16 protein-coding genes are annotated in these 16,827 nt (G+C 50.9%); 4 read left to right on the top strand and 12 right to left on the bottom strand.

What is annotated here, in order from left to right; all coding sequences use genetic code 11:
- Positions 1-860: 860 nt before the first annotated feature.
- The 4 genes from CHH67_RS18085 to yyaC all read right to left on the bottom strand — a co-directional run bounded on the left by CHH67_RS18085 (position 861) and on the right by yyaC (position 4,743).
- The gene (locus tag CHH67_RS18085; RefSeq protein WP_179292161.1) at positions 861-2,051 is read right to left on the bottom strand and encodes a class I SAM-dependent methyltransferase; all 1,191 of its coding nucleotides are present in this window, start codon (positions 2,049-2,051) and stop codon (positions 861-863) included.
- 219 nt (positions 2,052-2,270) lie between these two features.
- On the bottom strand, positions 2,271-3,077 hold the full coding sequence (locus tag CHH67_RS18080) for a DUF6483 family protein (RefSeq protein WP_230875730.1): 807 nt from the start codon (positions 3,075-3,077) through the stop codon (positions 2,271-2,273).
- 260 nt (positions 3,078-3,337) lie between these two features.
- Positions 3,338-4,132, bottom strand: a complete 795-nt coding sequence (locus tag CHH67_RS18075) for an alpha/beta fold hydrolase (protein WP_095266602.1) — start codon at positions 4,130-4,132, stop codon at positions 3,338-3,340.
- A 71-nt stretch (positions 4,133-4,203) separates the two neighbouring features.
- Entirely contained in the window at positions 4,204-4,743 is a 540-nt protein-coding gene (gene yyaC, locus CHH67_RS18070) for a spore protease YyaC (RefSeq protein WP_095266601.1), read from the bottom strand.
- A 176-nt stretch (positions 4,744-4,919) separates the two neighbouring features.
- On the opposite strand from yyaC, the gene CHH67_RS18065 reads away from it, so the two are divergent.
- Positions 4,920-5,141 (top strand): DUF1128 domain-containing protein, encoded by a 222-nt coding sequence (locus CHH67_RS18065; protein WP_095266600.1) that lies wholly within the window; start codon positions 4,920-4,922, stop codon positions 5,139-5,141.
- A 178-nt stretch (positions 5,142-5,319) separates the two neighbouring features.
- On the opposite strand, the gene CHH67_RS18060 is transcribed toward CHH67_RS18065, so the two are convergent.
- Positions 5,320-6,039 (bottom strand): pirin family protein, encoded by a 720-nt coding sequence (locus CHH67_RS18060; RefSeq protein ID WP_095266599.1) that lies wholly within the window; start codon positions 6,037-6,039, stop codon positions 5,320-5,322.
- 266 nt (positions 6,040-6,305) lie between these two features.
- Here CHH67_RS18060 and CHH67_RS18055 point away from each other — a divergent pair, with 266 nt between their 5' ends.
- The 3 genes from CHH67_RS18055 (at position 6,306) to CHH67_RS26825 (ending at position 7,612) form a co-directional block, all read left to right on the top strand.
- On the top strand, positions 6,306-6,563 hold the full coding sequence (locus CHH67_RS18055) for a GlsB/YeaQ/YmgE family stress response membrane protein (protein ID WP_095266598.1): 258 nt from the start codon (positions 6,306-6,308) through the stop codon (positions 6,561-6,563).
- Positions 6,564-6,631: 68 nt separating this feature from the next.
- Positions 6,632-7,039, top strand: coding sequence for a YtxH domain-containing protein (locus tag CHH67_RS18050; protein ID WP_095266597.1), 408 nt, complete (start codon positions 6,632-6,634; stop codon positions 7,037-7,039).
- A 123-nt stretch (positions 7,040-7,162) separates the two neighbouring features.
- Positions 7,163-7,612, top strand: a complete 450-nt coding sequence (locus tag CHH67_RS26825) for a DUF5665 domain-containing protein (RefSeq protein ID WP_244908246.1) — start codon at positions 7,163-7,165, stop codon at positions 7,610-7,612.
- Between the two features lie 91 nt (positions 7,613-7,703).
- Here the strand turns inward: CHH67_RS26825 and CHH67_RS18040 are convergent, their stop codons facing one another.
- From CHH67_RS18040 to CHH67_RS18010, 7 genes are all read right to left on the bottom strand, one after another.
- Positions 7,704-8,684 (bottom strand): magnesium transporter CorA family protein, encoded by a 981-nt coding sequence (locus CHH67_RS18040; RefSeq protein WP_095266596.1) that lies wholly within the window; start codon positions 8,682-8,684, stop codon positions 7,704-7,706.
- A 141-nt stretch (positions 8,685-8,825) separates the two neighbouring features.
- Positions 8,826-9,596 (bottom strand): sigma-70 family RNA polymerase sigma factor, encoded by a 771-nt coding sequence (locus CHH67_RS18035; protein WP_095266595.1) that lies wholly within the window; start codon positions 9,594-9,596, stop codon positions 8,826-8,828.
- On the bottom strand, positions 9,593-10,042 hold the full coding sequence (gene rsbW, locus CHH67_RS18030) for an anti-sigma B factor RsbW (protein ID WP_095266594.1): 450 nt from the start codon (positions 10,040-10,042) through the stop codon (positions 9,593-9,595). Before rsbW ends, CHH67_RS18035 begins: the two co-directional genes overlap by 4 nt.
- A 16-nt stretch (positions 10,043-10,058) precedes the next feature.
- Entirely contained in the window at positions 10,059-10,397 is a 339-nt protein-coding gene (locus CHH67_RS18025; protein WP_095266593.1) for an STAS domain-containing protein, read from the bottom strand.
- A 103-nt stretch (positions 10,398-10,500) separates the two neighbouring features.
- On the bottom strand, positions 10,501-12,183 hold the full coding sequence (locus CHH67_RS18020) for a response regulator (protein ID WP_095266592.1): 1,683 nt from the start codon (positions 12,181-12,183) through the stop codon (positions 10,501-10,503).
- A 19-nt stretch (positions 12,184-12,202) separates the two neighbouring features.
- A complete protein-coding gene (locus tag CHH67_RS18015) occupies positions 12,203-13,069 on the bottom strand; it encodes a CheR family methyltransferase (RefSeq protein ID WP_095266591.1) in 867 nt (288 codons plus the stop codon).
- Between the two features lie 64 nt (positions 13,070-13,133).
- Complete coding sequence (locus CHH67_RS18010) at positions 13,134-16,811, bottom strand: response regulator (RefSeq protein WP_095266590.1); 3,678 nt, start codon at positions 16,809-16,811, stop codon at positions 13,134-13,136.
- Between the last annotated feature and the right edge of the window lie 16 nt (positions 16,812-16,827).

Raw genomic sequence — 16,827 nt, 5'->3', positions numbered from 1 at the left:
CGGAAAAGAGCTCCATGACGGGTAGGGCCCCATGATTGGCGGTTTGACGAGGTGCATTGTCGGCTCATTTCTTGCATCATTATCCCTTTCGTTCAGGGTGGTGGTGCGTTGGAGCAGGAAAAGAGCTCCGTGACGCGTAGGGCTGCACGGTCGGTGGTTTGACGAAGTTCATCGTCGTCCCATCGGCGCTTCAATTCCCGGTCCAGCCCACGGTTCAGATACGATTCAAATACGATTTAATTAAATTACCTTTCAACCACGGTTCAAAGATCTTCACAGATCATGCAAGGAGAGTTCAAAGACCGTTCAAAAGGAAATTTCAAGAGTCGGAGTAGGCCGAGGTTATGAAAAGGCGGTTTATGGTGGGTTAAGTAATTCAGATTAATTTAGAGTAATACTGAGTAATTTAGACTAATACCGATTAATTTAGACTAATACCAAGTAACTCAGAGTTATACTGATTAATTTAGGGTGATTTAGATTAATTCAAGTTGATTTAGAGTGATTTGTAGTGATTTATATACATTTACAGTTATTTATAGTAATTTTTAATGGTTTATAGTGGTTTAAAGTACTTCAAAGTAGTGATTCTGAGTAATAAAGAGGTGTCAGTATGGCAAGGGTTGCTCAGTAGTCCAAATATGGATACAAAACAGCTCAAAACTAGATCACATATCGTTCAAATCCCACATTGTTTAAAACCCAATTCCCTTTCCTGAGCTAACGGGATAATGATGCAAGGCTCACGGCAAACATGTGCGAATCCGCCGCTGTAGACGGGGAAAAACCGGCAAGCTTTACGCCTCCCGGTCCATCATTTATTTATCTGACTCATTCGCCTTCTTGTTGCGGCAAAAGCGCTATTTGGAATCCGGCGCTTCTGCTGGCAGCAGGTCCTGGCAGGCCCGTTCAAGGTAGGGCTTCGCTCCGAGGAAATTCCGGAACGCGACATATTCCTGCCACAGCTTCTCCCGCTCGCCGGCGGAGCCGGTTACGGCACGGATCAAAATGTTTTTCGGCGTATGCTCCATGTCGATAAATTCCAGCAGCTGCGTCTTGTAGCCCATCAGATCCAGCAGCTTGGCGCGGATGGCGTCGGTTGCCAGTGCCGAGAAACGCTCCTTGAGTATGCCGTGGGACAACAGCGGCTCCATCACGGGACTGTTCACCTGCTGGAACAGTTCATGCTGGCAGCACGGAACCGACAGAATGACGGAGGCGCCCCAGCGCACCGCCTTTTCGAGTGCGGCATCCGTTGCCGTATCACAAGCATGCAGCGTGACGACCATGTCGACCTGCTCCAGTTCATCATATTCCGCAATATCGCCGACAAGAAACTGCAAATTGTCATAGTTCAGCTTTTTCGCCAGCAGACTGCAGTGTTCGATTACATCCGCCTTGAGATCCAATCCGACAACATTCAGCGTCCGGCGAGACTGAATCGCCAAATAATGATAGAGGGCAAAGGTCAGGTACGATTTGCCGCAGCCGAAATCGACAATCGTGAGCGGACGATCCTCAGGCAGATGAGGAAGCACATCCTCAACCATCTCCAGAAAGCGATTGATTTGCTTGAATTTGTCGTACCGGCGGGCAAACACCTTGCCGTCCTCGTTCATAATGCCGAGCTCGACCAGGAATGGAACCGGCATGCCTTCCTCCAAAATATAAGTTTTCTTGCGGTTATGCGCCAAATCCGGCTTCGATTTGGTTGGTGATTTGGTCAAGATGGAGACTTTGTATTTTTTCGAGATCAGCACCTGGTAGTCCGCATCGGGAGTAAAAATGACCGCCTGACGGAATATGTTCTCGAACATGTCGATCAGAAGGCTTTCCGCCTCTTCACTGGCCACGTTCTGATGTGTCACTTTGTTCGCCGAGTAGTAGGCAAATTGGTAATGAAGCTTGTTTTTCAGCTCGACCGGCTTGACGGTCACCTTGGTATAATCAATTCCTTCGCGCTTGCGAAGCTGACTTAATGTTGCCGTAATCAACGCGTTGTCATTCATGATGTGATGGATAAGTTTTCTCAGTGATCCCAAGAGGTACATCTCGCTTTCTTCAATTGATAGTAAAACCAAGTGCATCGGGACACGTGCCAGTGTAGACCATTCTACAAACCTATAGACAATAGTGCTATCCCGTAGACGATATCCTATAGACTATATCCCGTAGACAATATCCCATAGACGATATTCTACAGCGATGTTCTGCAGACGATATCCTACAGGCGGGCGATATTCTATACTGTATACTCTGTGCGCTACACACTATATGCTGTCCGCATACTGCCGATCCAACTCTGCCATCCCTTCATATACTTCATCAAGGGGCAAGCCACCCCGCTCCAGTTCTTCAGGCTCCAATTGAAGCAGCCGCTGGTAAAACTGACGCGCTTCATCAGGGGCCATCCCGTTCTGGTCAAGAAGGCGGTACAGTGTATTTTCCGCCTCGGCGAAGTCCCCCTCTTGCTCCGTATATGTAAAATACAGCCGTTCCACAGATACCGGCATGGCATAAGCACGCAGCTTGTCCCTTACATCCGCAATTCGTTGCGGCAGTCCAAGCAGCTTGCGGTCAGCACCGTGCAGAATCGCGGTCAAATACAGCTCCAGCACCTTGGTAAGATGAAGCACAGCCTCTTCTTCACGGCCCATGTCCATCAGAATATCCGCCTCTTCCTCCAGCATCCTTGCTGCACTTTGCAGACTGTCTGCATCCAGAAAGCCTTGATTATGGAAGAGCTTTTCAATATCGGAAGCCGACAGCGAACCAAGCAGCTTGGAATTGAGACGAAATTGCCGCCGGAGCAGATCCTCCACCTTCTGCAGAGCCTCGGTATGCTTGCGTTCCTGCTTGAGCCTGAATACATGTGCAATCAGCTTGGTCATGTCCTCAACGAGACGAACAAGATAATCCCTGCGATACATCCTCTTGTCCCCTTCCTCACCTAGCATGCTTTTTCTATGTTTAGATTGTAGGCGATTCAACACCATAATTCCAGTCGCCCGGTTCTGCGGAAGCGAGCCCCAGGCAGCACACCCCGGCGTTCTTCCGGGGGCGCTGTTAGCTTCCATCCAGCGATTTCCACCCACACACAGAAAAGATCAGCCAGAGCCTTCTGACTGATCTAATAAATAACACGAGCTATGTTCTTCTACAACAAGCTACCTTCAGCTGCAACAAGCTACCTTAAGCTACAATAAGCTTCCTTAAGCTGCAACAAGCTTCCTTCTCCTGCAACAAGCTTCCTTCTCCTGCAACAAGCTATCTCTTTTTCCATCTGCAACGAACTATCTTCATTTAAGCTCTTGTGTTATTGCACCCAGGTCGCCGCTTATGTAGCTGCGACAACCTTGTCCATAAACGACCGAATCGCGGTCGCCAGCTTCTCCGGCGCCTCCATCATGCTCATATGTCCCGCACCCTCGATGACCACTTGTGTCACGGGTTCATGATCTGCGGTGAAGGTGCGCTCGACCGGAACCAGTCCGTCCTTCTCGCCAGCTACCAGCAGAATCGGAAGCACTGAAGCATTCAGTACGGCCCGGCGATCCGGGCGCTCTCGCATCGCCATCGCCGCCCCAGCCGCTCCTTGCGGTGGCGTAAGGTATCCGATCTCCTTGGCGCGCTGAATGCATTCCGGCATCGTCTTCTCGGCACCTTCAGCAAACAGTCCGGGCACGAGCCCGTCGACAAACGCTGTAATGCCATCATTCTGAATGGTGCTGACAGCCTTCAATCTTTTCTCCTTCGCTTCCTCCGAGTCCGGATAAGCCGTGGAGTGGATAAGACCGAAGCCCTTCAGACGCGCAGCATAGCGCTGGGCAAAAGACAGCGCAATGTACCCGCCAAGCGAATGGCCCAGCAGTACCGCGGAAGGGATGCCAAGCTCATCCATCAAATGCAGAACATCATCTGCCATTTGCTCAATCGTATAAGGGCCGACAGGTGCATCCGAGCGCCCATGTCCCCGCAGATCCGGCACGATGACTCTGAAGCCGGCCAGATGCGGGAGAACCTGCTCCCAGTAAGCGGAGCTGCCGCAGAAGCCATGCAAAAGAATCAGCGGCTGGCCTTGGCCTTGATCTACATAACATATCGTGCTTCCGTTGCACTGTACTTTTTCCATAACGTTACCTTCTTTCTACCTGCGATAATAGAATGATGTCTATTAAACCGAAACAGCAATATTGAAACGCTTTAGTGCTCGCTTGCAAGCCCGAAAGCGGCGGCGGCCGACCTGGCAATCTCGGCGGCCATCGTCATCACCTGATGCAAGGACGTGACCTGAAGCGTCCAGTAAGGTTTCGGACCGTGAACGTTGACCACTGCCGCCAGGCTGTAATCTCCGACAGCCGGCAGCTTCTCGCCGACCGATTGACCTGGCCGGAGCGCCCCGTTCGAGACCAGATAATGCCCTACGGATGAAGGATGACCGAGACAGGCATCGATGGCAATCAGCACTTGTCCTTGAGGAACTGCCTTCAGCCGCGTCTCCAGATTGCGCGCATCACAAGGCTCCGGCATCGTCCCAATCACATGGGGAAACCCGCATTCCAGCAGCTTGCTTCCGGTAAGGGGCCCGAGTGCATCGCCGGTGGACCGGTCGGTTCCAATACAGACAAACGTGACTTGATCCGGCTTATAGCGACTGGAAATCTCCATAAAAAATTGCTGCAGACGAGCTCCTGACATTTTGACAGCAGCTTCTCCCCGAACAGCTTCCACAGATTGGCTCATTACGCCCTCCTCTCTCCATGTTCGCACTCATTATATTAAAATGTTCTGTAATAGAAATGGGATTCACCTGATTTTAACCTAAGGCTGCCCGATCTGGCAAAAATATTGGTCTGAGCGGCAAAGAGCATGGTACAATACATGAGGATAATCCGGGTAGAGAGGATGGTGGTACCCCAATGGATCTCAATGAGAAAAGCCAAGCAAACGTCGAATATATGATTGAATCGATCAAATCCAAGCTGCGGATGGCTTCAGCAGCAGCCATGCAGGCTTCAGCATTCTCTGTCAACCATTATGATGATATTCGCGATCTGTATGATATGGTGATTGGCAAGGACAATCTGAGCATATCGGAAGTGGAAGCTGTTGTATCTGAGCTCGGCCGACTTCGCGGATAGGCACACATCTGCAGCCCGGCATCCCTGACACCGATTCATAGCGAATAAGCGATGCCACACTGCATCATCAATGGCCTTCACAGGACAAAGCCCCCGAAGAGCTCTAGCGGAATCACCGCCTGAGCTCTTCGGGGGCTTATTGCACTCCTGTTCCGGTTAGCGATGAAGGCACATGAATCTAAGGCAAGTCAATCGCGATCCATTCAGAGGCACCTTCCGCAGCAATTCCCTTTACTTGAATCTCCTCGCATTGGTGTATGCGGGCGGTGTCCCCGGATGAAAGCTGATATACGCCTTCATCGGTCGTCACTTCGACGTTCCCGTTCACCACATATAAGTGCACTCTTCGTCCCTCCGCGACGGAGTGACTGACACGGCCTCCGGTTTCCAATATCGTGCTGTATAATCTGGCATCCAGTTGAAGGGTTGCTCCGGATTCCCCCTTGACGCCCGAGGCGACCGGAAACAGCTGATTCAGCCGCTGCTCTCTTGAGAACTCGGCGTAATGATGGGTCGGCTCCTGGCCAAGCTCTTCCGGCAAGAGCCACAGCTGAAGATAACGAACCGACCTGGTTTCGTCCTCATTTTTCTGCGTATGGGCTACCCCCGTACCGGTGTTGACCACGTAGACGGAGCCTGGCCCCAGTTCGATCCGCTCGCCTGTATCATCTTCATAGGAAAGCGTCCCGTCCAAAACAAAGTACACCATGATCAAATCATGATGGTAGCTGCGCTCCATCCGCTGCTTCGGTTCCAATACATATTCATTATGCGCGAGCAAACTGCCAAAAAACTCGTTATGCGGATCCTCATATTCCCCAAACGAAAAGCTGAATTCCCCGTGAATTCCTCCGTTATGCACAGTATGTCTCTCGGCAGATGTCATCACTTTAATCATGACCTTTCACCTCCGCGTTTTATGTACTACATACCCCTGCCCTTTTGCTTCTAATCAACATGATAGATATGCCCGTTCCCTGTACCGAATCGGGAGCGTTACCTTCCGAATTCAGTGGGACACAGCGCTGTGTCCGCCCTCAAAGAACCGCGCGGGACGGCGCTCATTCACGTAAAGGCTGTTGTTTCAGGACGATGTCATTCGTTTAAATACGAGATAAGCAAGCCCGCACGACAATCAAAGCTCTAAATAAGGAGGCGATAGAAATGTGGGGAGTTATAATCACCATCGTTATGGCCATCATTATCGGAATTATCGGCGACGCTCTGGCCGGTCATAATATGCCGGGCGGCATCATCGGTGCCATGATCGCCGGTTTCGTCGGCGCATGGGTCGGCACCTGGTTGTTCGGCGCGTGGGGGCCTGAGATTGGCGGATTCGCCATCCTTCCGGCGATTCTAGGAACTGCACTCTTCGTGTTCCTTCTTGGATTTGTCGCCCGAATGCTCAGACGTGCTGCTTAAATCGTAACCAAGTTACCCGAAGGAACAGCTTTCTTATCATGATATAAAAAATAAGGAGTGTGAACATTATGAGCAACATGGAACAGGAATACCAACAAGGCGGATCCTCTTTTCTGAAAGGAGCGTTTATCGGTGCGCTGGTCGGAGCGGCGGCGGCCCTGCTCTTTGCTCCTAAGCCGGGACGCGAGCTGCGCGGGGATCTGTCCGACAAGCTGGCGGTTGTGTCGGATAAAACGAAGGAGGTCTGCAGCACGGTCGGCACCAAAGCAACGGAGATTGCCAAAACCGTGTCCAACAAAGCCTCTGATGTTATGTCCACGGTCAGTGAGAGCCGGGATCAGATCATGTCCACTGTGAAGGAAGCGGCAGCTGATGTATCCCACGAGGCAACCCGAGCTTCGAAAGATGTGAAGGATCAAGCAGCTGACGCCACCACGGACGTTGCCCAAGAGTTGAAACAGACGCCTAACCATTAATTCGCTCAATTGAGGTATTAAACGACTCTAGCCAGCTTACTCAGCTGGCTATTTTCACGACTGTCGGATGATGGAACGATTTCGCAACCAACTTGACATTACAATAGAAAGAGGGGAATTGCCATGAGTAAGGTCAATCCTTATCCAGGCCATAGCGCGCCTTCCGATCGCGGAATGAAGCGGGATGACTCACGCTCTCGCCAGCTTCGCAGCCGTGAGCACACTGGTTCTGACACCGAGCAAGATCAGCGGAAGCTCGATGAACGCGAGGCCCAATTGAATGAGCATCCATTCGAGCTGCGGCATGAGGTGAGGCGGCTGAATACTCGCCTTGATTCCATAGCCGAAACGCTGGAGAAATCGCAGATGAAAGATATGATCGAAAACTACATGAATCCGAAAAAACGGATCATTGCCAATCTCACCGCCGGTCTCGCTCGGGGACTTGGCCTGACCCTCGGTACGGCGCTCGTGCTCGGTCTGCTCGGTTACTTCCTCAGCCTGTTTGTGGATATGCCGATGATTGGTGACTTTATTTCCGATTTGCAGGGCTATGTCCAGCAGTCCAGATAATCGCGCATTCCTTGATCCGTCATTTGTCCTGATACACACGAGGCCCGAAATCTCTTTGACTGCATGTGAGATTCCGGGCCTTTTGTATGGCCTATATATTTTTGTTCTTCGATTTGACTTTAAGCAAATCTCCTGTCCATCCCTTTGCCCTCATCCATAGATACGTTCCCGCTGTACATAACAGCGTAAAAATCATAACCGACGCGAAACCCCAACCGACATGAATGACCGGCAGATTCTCAAAGTTCATCCCCCAGATCGCCCCGACTACCGTCGCCGGCGTGAAAATGACGGTCATGATCGTCAACGTCTTCATAATCTCGTTGCCCCGGAATCCGGATATCGCATCATCGATCGATACAAGTGCTTCAATCTCGCGTTCATAATGGCGCAGCAGCTTCTCCATCCGCTCCACCCGATATAACAGATGATGAAACGGACGGCTTTGCTCCAGTTCGTCATGATAGCCTTCCTTCGCCGCAGCGATGAATTCCTGAAACGGAATGAACAGGTTGCTCCAATCCAGCAACTCATAGCGGGCTGTCAGGATTTGATCCATCAGGGTGCGCCGGTTCCTCGTCCGCATGTCTTCTTCAACCGCGCGCAGGTTCACTTCGAACCGATCCATTCCGGCATGATAATAATGCAGGATGGCTCTCGCCAGAACACACATCCCGTCAATCGGCCTCTGGCATTGATGAAGCATCGATATGCGGTCGGCTGCAAGCATCGTCCTGCGTGTATCCTCATCCAGATTCAGGGTAATCAGCACGTGTCGGTCCACGTGGAAATAAAACTGTTTCAGCTCCCTCTTCTCGGTATCCTCGGAAGTCACTCTGTATAGAAGAGCGCCGGCGATGACAGGCTCCACCCCTTCCTCGAACCGGACCGACAAATAATTCCGATCCAGCAGCGATGGCGCCTTATCCAGCCAGTCCTCCGTCGCCGGATAACGTGTACGCAGCTCGCCAAGGAGCGGAGAGTCCCATTTCCGGGCACGAATGTCATGCCATTCCCACCCTCCTGCGAGCGAATATATGTCCTGCCCTTCTTTCATATGAGGTTCAAGCATGGTGTTGTTCACTCCTTTCCTCGGCGGCGCACGGAATATCCCATGATTTGCCTTCAAAAAAAGCACGCCAATCCCTTATTATCGGAATAGCGTGCATATGTACCTCATGATCTCCTAGCAAGAAAGCTTGTCCGTTCCTGATTAATACAATGAGTTCGACATAATCTGTTTTAGTTTCTCGGTTGCCCGTTTCTGAATACGGGACACGCTCATCTGTGATACGCCGAGCTTTTGGGCGATGGCGCGTTGGGACTGTCCTTCCTGGAATGCGAGCAACAGCACTTTCTGCTCCTGTTCCTTCAACTGGCTCATCGCCTGCTGGAGGTCCATTCTCTTTTCGACAGAATCAAAATCGTCCACATCCGAGCTGATCAGTTCACCCAGCGTGGCCCCGGTCTCTTCCTGAGACAGCGGTGAATCCAGGGAGACATAATGGTAGCACTCGCGTCCGGCCAGCACTTCAACTGTCTCCTCCACGGACAGATCCAAATAATCGGCGATTTCCTTAACATCCGGGGACCGTTCAAGCTTGACCATTAGTTCGTCAATCGCTTGCTGTACTAGAGCGCCCTTCTCTTTAATCCGTCTTGGCACTTGAATGTACCAGGACTTGTCGCGGAGAAAATTTTTCATATGGCCGATCATGCTTTTCATCGCATACGGTTCAAACGGAATACCCAAGCTGATGTCGTATTGCTGAAGCAAACGAATCAATGCCATTTGCCCCACTTGATAAAGATCCTCATATAGATCCGGACGGTTTCGGGCAATTTTGCCCGCAGCCATCTTGACCATAGGCTCATATTTCTGGATGAGAACGGTAGCAATCTCATTGTCTTTCGTTTCCTGATACTGACGTATCAGACTAACCGCTTCATCTCTGGACTCTGGGGGAGTCACTTTATCATTCATACATGCTCCTCGCTTCTTGCAAGTCGCTTGATGAGCGTGACCACGGTTCCCTTTCCAGTCACATTGGTCACGTTGACCTCATCCATGAGAGCCTCCATCAAATAAAAGCCCAGGCCTCCAACTTGCACCTCATTGAGATCTTTATCATGGAGCGTTCGGTTTCCGGCCGTTCCCACACCGTCGAAACTCTCCCCTTCGTCTCTGACCGTAATGGACAATGACTCACCGGCTACTTCAAACACAACCTCGACCATTCCGCCTTTCTGTCCGTATGCATATAGCACCGAGTTGTTACAGGCTTCCGACACCGCCACCTTCATATCCTCAATCTCTTCATACGAGAAACCCATCTTCGAGGCAATCCCGTATAAATTCAACCTCACAATATCCACATATTCGGCACTGGCAGGCAAACTTAGCGTAACTCTTTGTACTTCTGAATTCATTCTTTTCGATCCTTTCCTATTGGGAATTCTTCTGTGCTTGAAAGAACTTCGCAATACCCGTCATATCAAACAGCTTTTGAATTTGCGCAGGAACCTCTTCCACAGCAAAATTTGCCTTCATCCCATGTCTGGCTTTCAAGATCGACAGAAGAATACCAATTCCTGTACTGTCAATGTATGTCAATTCCTTCATGTTGACGATCAGATCAATTTCCGAATTGCCGACCAAAGGCTCCATCACCAGGCGAAAATCAGGAGCAACGGACAAATCCAGTTCGCCGCTCAAATATACTGTGCTTCCACCTTCGCTCATCTTCGTTGTGGCATTGAATTTATCGTTGGTTTTTGTATTCATAGATACTCTCTCCCGAAATTTGTTTTCCCTACAAATTAACCCGTTATGGGGCAGATTGAAACAACTTAGCAACGAATCAGCCACTATCAATTATTGGCAATTCTCAACCATGGTTTATCCTGATCGCAGGGGCATCCTCCTGCCACTCCCGAAGCTTGGGATAACCGTAACGGGCCAGCATATGACGGACACCGCCAATATTGACCGGCTTGCTTATATAGTCGTTCATTCCCGCATCCAGACAGCGCTTCTGTATCCCTTCCATCACATTGGCTGTCATGGCGATGATCACGGGAGGATGATCCTGGAGTTCCGGCAACCTGCGAATGGAGCGTGTCGCTTCCAGCCCATCCATAACCGGCATTTGCAGGTCCATAAAAATAATATCATAGCGTTTCGAGCCCGAAACGAGGTCCACCGCTTCCTGGCCATCCTGGGCAACATCCGCCCCGAGACCCAGCCTGTCCATCATGCTGACCATCAGCTTCTGATTCACCGGATGGTCATCGACGACGAGAATGCTCGGGGTTTGGCCGCCATGGACACTGAATTTCTCCAGCTGCAGATCCTCCTGCGGGTGAATACTCTCCTCGGCATAAGCCTGAACCTGAATCGTAAAGACAAAGGTCGCTCCCTGCTCCTCCACCGATTCCACACTGATCTCCCCGCCCATCATCTGCACCAAGGATTTACAAATGGCAAGTCCCAGTCCGGTCCCCCCATACTTTCGTGTCATGGAGGAATCCAGCTGGGAGAACGGCTTGAACAGTCGGTCCAGCTTATCCGGCGATATGCCAATCCCCGTATCCTTCACGGTGAATTTAAGCGTAAGCCGCTCTTCTTCGCTGTCTGCAAGGGAGACGAGCAAATATACGCCGCCCTTGTTCGTAAATTTGACCGCATTGGATACAAGATTCATCAATACTTGGCGCAGTCGGCCCATATCGCCGTACAGCATGCTTGGAATTTGCTCTTCAATAGAATAGGAAAACTCCAGCTGTTTCTTGGAAGCCTCAGCCGAAAACAAGCCAAAGACCTCCTGGATGCAAGGCTTCAGTTCGAACGGATACTCTTCCAGCTCCATCTTGCCAGACTCCATCTTGGAGAAATCGAGGATGTCGTTAATGATGTTGACCAGCGCATCCGCGCTGCCCCGAATAATGCGGGCATACTCCCGCTGCTCCTCCTCCAGATCACTCTCCATCAGCAGGTCAATCATACCGATCACTCCATTCATGGGTGTCCGGATTTCATGACTCATCATGGCCAGGAATTCGGTCTTGGCCTTGGCGGCAATCTCGGCCGCTTCCTTGGCCTGAACCAACTCTTGGTTGATGCGCTCAAGCTCCAGTGTTTTTTGCTGAAGGAGCATCGACTGTGTCTTCAGTCTTTTATTCGTCTGATACATCGCTACAAATCCTTCAATCTTCGATTTCAGGATCTGTGGAATGAAAGGCTTGACCATATAATCGATCGCACCTGCTGAATATCCCGCAAATAAGTGCTCCGCCTCCTTGCTGTTAGCGGAGATGAAGATGATGGGAATATCCTTGGTTCTATCCCTTGCCTTAATCAGCCTTGCGGTTTCAATTCCGTCCATGCCAGGCATCTGTACGTCCAGTACAATGACTGCGAAATCATATTTCAAAATGCACCGCAGCGCTTCCTCCCCCGAGGTTGCCTTGACCAGCGTATAATCCTTGCTGTCCAGGACTGCTTCCAGCGCCAGCAGATTTTCAGGACGGTCATCTACCAACAAGATATGAATCGGTTCGTGAACCCCCATGGAATCCTCCTGTAAAATCCTATTTGATCTTCCGGTATATTTTCTCGGCCCGATCCAGTGTCTCATAGGAATCACTGTAACTGGTGAAGTGAATCGACTCTTTCGAGCCGAGAACCAGAATACCGAAGTGGCTCAGACTTTCATGAAATAGTCCATGTACGTGATCACGAAGCTCATCATTAAAATAGATCATTACATTCCGGCAAAAGATCACGTTAAATTCATTAAAAGAACCGTCTGTCGCCAGGTTGTGTTCCGCAAAAACCATATTCTTTTTCAGAAAAGGCTGAAAAATAACAGAGTTATACTTAGCTGTATAGTATTCGGAGAATGAGCGGGTGCCTCCGGCTTCCAAATAATTCTTGGTGTATTGCTTCATCCGCTTGATGTCGAACACGCCTTCCTTGGCCTGCTGCAGGGAACGGGCGTTCATATCGGTGGCATAAATTCTCGACTTCTCATAGAGGCCTTCCTCATGCAGCAGAATCGCCATCGAGTACACTTCTTCACCTGTCGAGCAGCCGGCGTGCCAAATACGGATGTAGGGATACGTCCGGAGCATCGGGACAACCTTCTGTCTGAACGTTAGGAACAGCTGGGGATCCCGGAACATTTCCGTAATCGGAATCGACAGATTGTAGATGAGCCGCTCGAAGCATGCGCGATCATGGAGCACTTTTTCCAGCAGCGCCGAGATCGTCTGCACACCCTCCGCATGGGCATGATGCCATATTCTCCGCCTCAGTGAAGGGAGCGCGTAATTGCGGAAGTCGTATCCGTAGAAGCGATGGACACCTTCCAGAAGCAGCTCAATTTCAATTTGCTCCAGCTCTTCCCCATGGCTGCCTTCCCACTCTTTCTCATCTGCTCGGCCACTTGATGACATTGTTCTTGCACCGCTTTCCTGAATATTTGATGACTAGATATATTATATTACCCAGATGCAAGAGCTACGAATACAGCCATACTCTCATAAGTGACAGCAGTTGCTCGGTCTGGATCGGCTTCTTCATGTAATCGGAAGCGCCCGCTTCAATACATTTCACCCGGTCTTCCTTCATCGCCTTGGCCGTCAACGCGATAATCGGCAGCTTCTCAAACTCCGGCATCTCGCGAATCCGGCGCATGGCTTCATAACCGTCCATTTCCGGCATCATCATATCCATCAGCACCAGATCGTAATCCGGATTCTTCTGGAGCATTTCGATCGCCTCGCGGCCATTCTCTGCAAACGTGACATCCATATTGTACCCTTCCAGCACGCTGGATAGTGCGAATACATTCCTTATATCGTCATCGACCAGCAGGATCTTCTTACCGTCGAACAGCTCTTCCTTGTTATGAAGCTTCTGCAGTATCTTCCGCTTGTCTTCCGGCAGATTCTCCTCTACCCGGTGCAGGAACAGCGTAGTCTCGTCCAGCAGCCGTTCAGGCGATTTCACGTCTTTGATGATGATCGATTCCGCGTATTTTCTTAGACGCGTCTCTTCCTTCGAATCAAGCTCCTTGCCGGTATAAATAATGATTGGCAGGTCCACCAAGTTCTCATCATCCCGGATCTGGTCAAGCAGATCGAAGCCGGTCATGTCGGTCAGCATTAAATCAAGAACCATACAATCATATCGTTGTTTGCGAAGCTCGATCAACGCCTCTCTGCCGGTCGATACAGCCGTAATGGAAACATCGTCGTGACCGATCAATTCAATAATGGAATGACGCTGAATATCGTCATCCTCCACTATCAGCAGATGCTTCACCGATTTTTCAGTATAGGAGGCGATATGGTTGAAGGCATTCTCCAGCGCCTCACGCGACGATGGCTTCTTCAAATAAGCGATCGCACCCATCATTAATCCCTGCTTCACTTCATCTACAACCGAAATGACATGAACCGGGATGTGCCGTGTGATTGCAGAGCTCTTCAGTTCGCCGAGCACCGACCAGCCATCAATGACCGGAAGCTGAATGTCCAGAATGATGGCATCCGGCTTGTACGTCTGCGCCATCTTCAGGCCGGTATCGCCCTGCAGGGCAACCAATGCCTTGAAGCCGCGGCCTCTGGCCATGTCCAGCAATATGCTGGCGAATTTAACATCATCCTCAATGATCAGAAGCACCTTGTCTGTCGGTCCAAGATCATTGCGGTCATCTTCAAGTTCAATCGGATGCTCCTCCGGCTTAGCCAGCACTCTTGGGGAGATCAATCTAGCCTTCGGCACAATAAGCTCCGCTCTGGCTGACTCCTCAGTTGTTGCAGCGGCTTCCTGAGCCGCGCTTGGTTCCGGAACGGCGGTGAGCGCTGGCAGGAACAGCGTAAAGCTGCTGCCCTTCCCTTCTTCTGTCTCCACCTGAATGCCGCCTCCGAGCAGACGGGACAGCTCACGGCTGATCGACAGGCCAAGCCCGGTTCCGCCGTACTTGCGGCTCGTCGTCCCATCCACCTGCTGGAAGGCCTCGAAGATCAGCTCGGTCTTGTCGGCAGGAATGCCGATGCCCGTATCGATTACCGAGAAGGCGATATAATCGGTATCCCGCTTGAGGAATGAAGGCAGTGCTGCCGGATTGGCCGATTTGACCGCCAGCTCCACAGAGCCGCTGTTCGTGAACTTGAAGGCATTGGACAGCAGGTTCCGCAAAATCTGCTTGATCCGGTGCCCATCGGTTACGATGCTTTCCGGAACACGGTCCTCGATGCGGACATGAAGCTCCAGCTGCTTCCGGGAAGCGACAGGGCCAAAGTTCTGGAATACAAATCCTTCAATATCCCGGATATGAACCTCCTCATGATTGATCTCCATCTTGCCGGCATCCACTTTGGACAGGTCCAGAATCTCATCAATCATCTTCAGCAGATCCGCGCCCGACGTATGGATCGTCTGTGCATATTCAATCTGCTTCTGACTCAGATTACCTTCCTTATTCTCCGACAACAGCTGAGACAAAATCAGCAAGCTGTTGAGCGGAGTCCGAAGCTCATGCGACATATTGGCCATAAACTCGGATTTATACTTGGTGGTCATCGACAGCTGAAGTGCCTGTTGTTCCAATTGATGACGAGTACGTTCAAGCTCCTCGTTCTTCTCTTCAACCTCCTGCACCTGTTCCTCCAGCGCACGGGTCTTGGCCTGCAGCTCGGTATTGTAATGCTCCAGTTCCTCCTGCTGACGCTGCAGCAATTCCTCGGAACGCTTGAGTGCTGCAGTCTGCTCCTCCAGATTTTCGTTGGAGCGACGAAGCTCTTCTTGCTGGGTCTGCAGCTCTTCGGATTGACACTGCAGCTCTTCCGTCAGCGCCTGGGATTCCCGCAGCAATCCTTCGACGCGCAGACGCCCTGTAATATTGTTAACGATAATGCCCAGCGATTGCGTCAGTTGCTGCAGCAGCTGCTCCTGAAGCGGGGAAATCGGCTCAAAGGAAGCAAATTCCACAACGCCCAGCACTTCGTTCTCAAACAGAATCGGATAAATCACAATCATGCCCGGCTTGGATGATCCCCATGCCGAGTGGATGTTCATATAGTCTTCCGGCGCACGTTCCAGCTTGATCGGCTTTTTGTCCAGCGCAGCTTGTCCGACAAGCCCTTCGCCAATCATAAACACATCCTTCGGCTCCTCGCCGCCCTCATGCGCATACGAGCCTTTCATTTCAAGCTTGTTCGGATGCTTGTCCTCCTGCCGGATATAGATAGCCCCGTATCGGCAGCCCAGCACCGGCGTGAACTCACTGATGAAGCGCTGGCCAACTTCTTCAAGCGAATTAATCCCTTCAAGCAGCTCGGTAATCCGGGCCATGTTGGAATTGATCCACGACTGATCTTTTTGCGCTTGGAGATAGGTTTCCTCCACCTTCTGTTTCTCCAGAATGTCCGCAGACAATTCCTTGAACACGCGCGCAACCTCGCCAAATTCATCCTTCGACGGCACCTTGATCCGGCTGATCGCCTTCAGCCTGCCCTCACCGAAGCTTTTCAGCATCAGAGATACCACGTTAATGCCGCGTGTAATGCTTGGCACGATCCACAGAATGACCAGGAATCCCAGCAGAAGACCGCCGCTCATTAAGTAAATGCTCATTTGGATCGAACGCTCATAAGCGGACTGGGCCAACTCAATATCCTCGGCAATTTTCTGATCCTCGTAATCCGCCAGCGCGTTCAGACTGCTCAGCATTTCCTCCTGAACCGCCTGCCCGCTGGTGATGCGAATCCGGTTGGCTTCCTGGATATCGCCAGCCTCCATCAGTTCCAATATGTGATTCTGATAGTCCACATAGCTTCCGACGGCATCATCAATTCGGGCCAAAAACTGCTGTTCCTCCGCACTTGTGACGCTCTGATGAAGTGTCCCATACAGCTCAAAAGCCCGGTCGGTCATACTTTGGATCTCATGTCTGCTCGCCTCGAAATTGTCGACCGTTCCTGTCGCAATCAGATTGGTGAGCGCGCGGGCCATGTTGTTCACTTCGCCCCGCATTTGGCTCGAATCCCTTACTTTCTGATAACGCTCTCCGTATATCGTATCCATCTGATCTCGCATGTAGCTTAATCTGTCGTAGCCGACCATAGTCAGAACGAGCATGAGACCAAGCAAGGTGGAAAAGCCGATGACTAGCTTGCTTCTTAATTTCATGACGCTTGTCCCTCTC

Origin of the sequence: Paenibacillus campinasensis, assembly GCF_002272015.1 — a bacterium.
GTDB classification, from domain to species: Bacteria; Bacillota; Bacilli; order Paenibacillales; family Paenibacillaceae; genus Paenibacillus_AQ; species Paenibacillus_AQ campinasensis.
The sequence above is the reverse complement of the archived record's forward strand: the minus strand, read 5'-3'. Positions and strand labels throughout refer to the sequence as shown.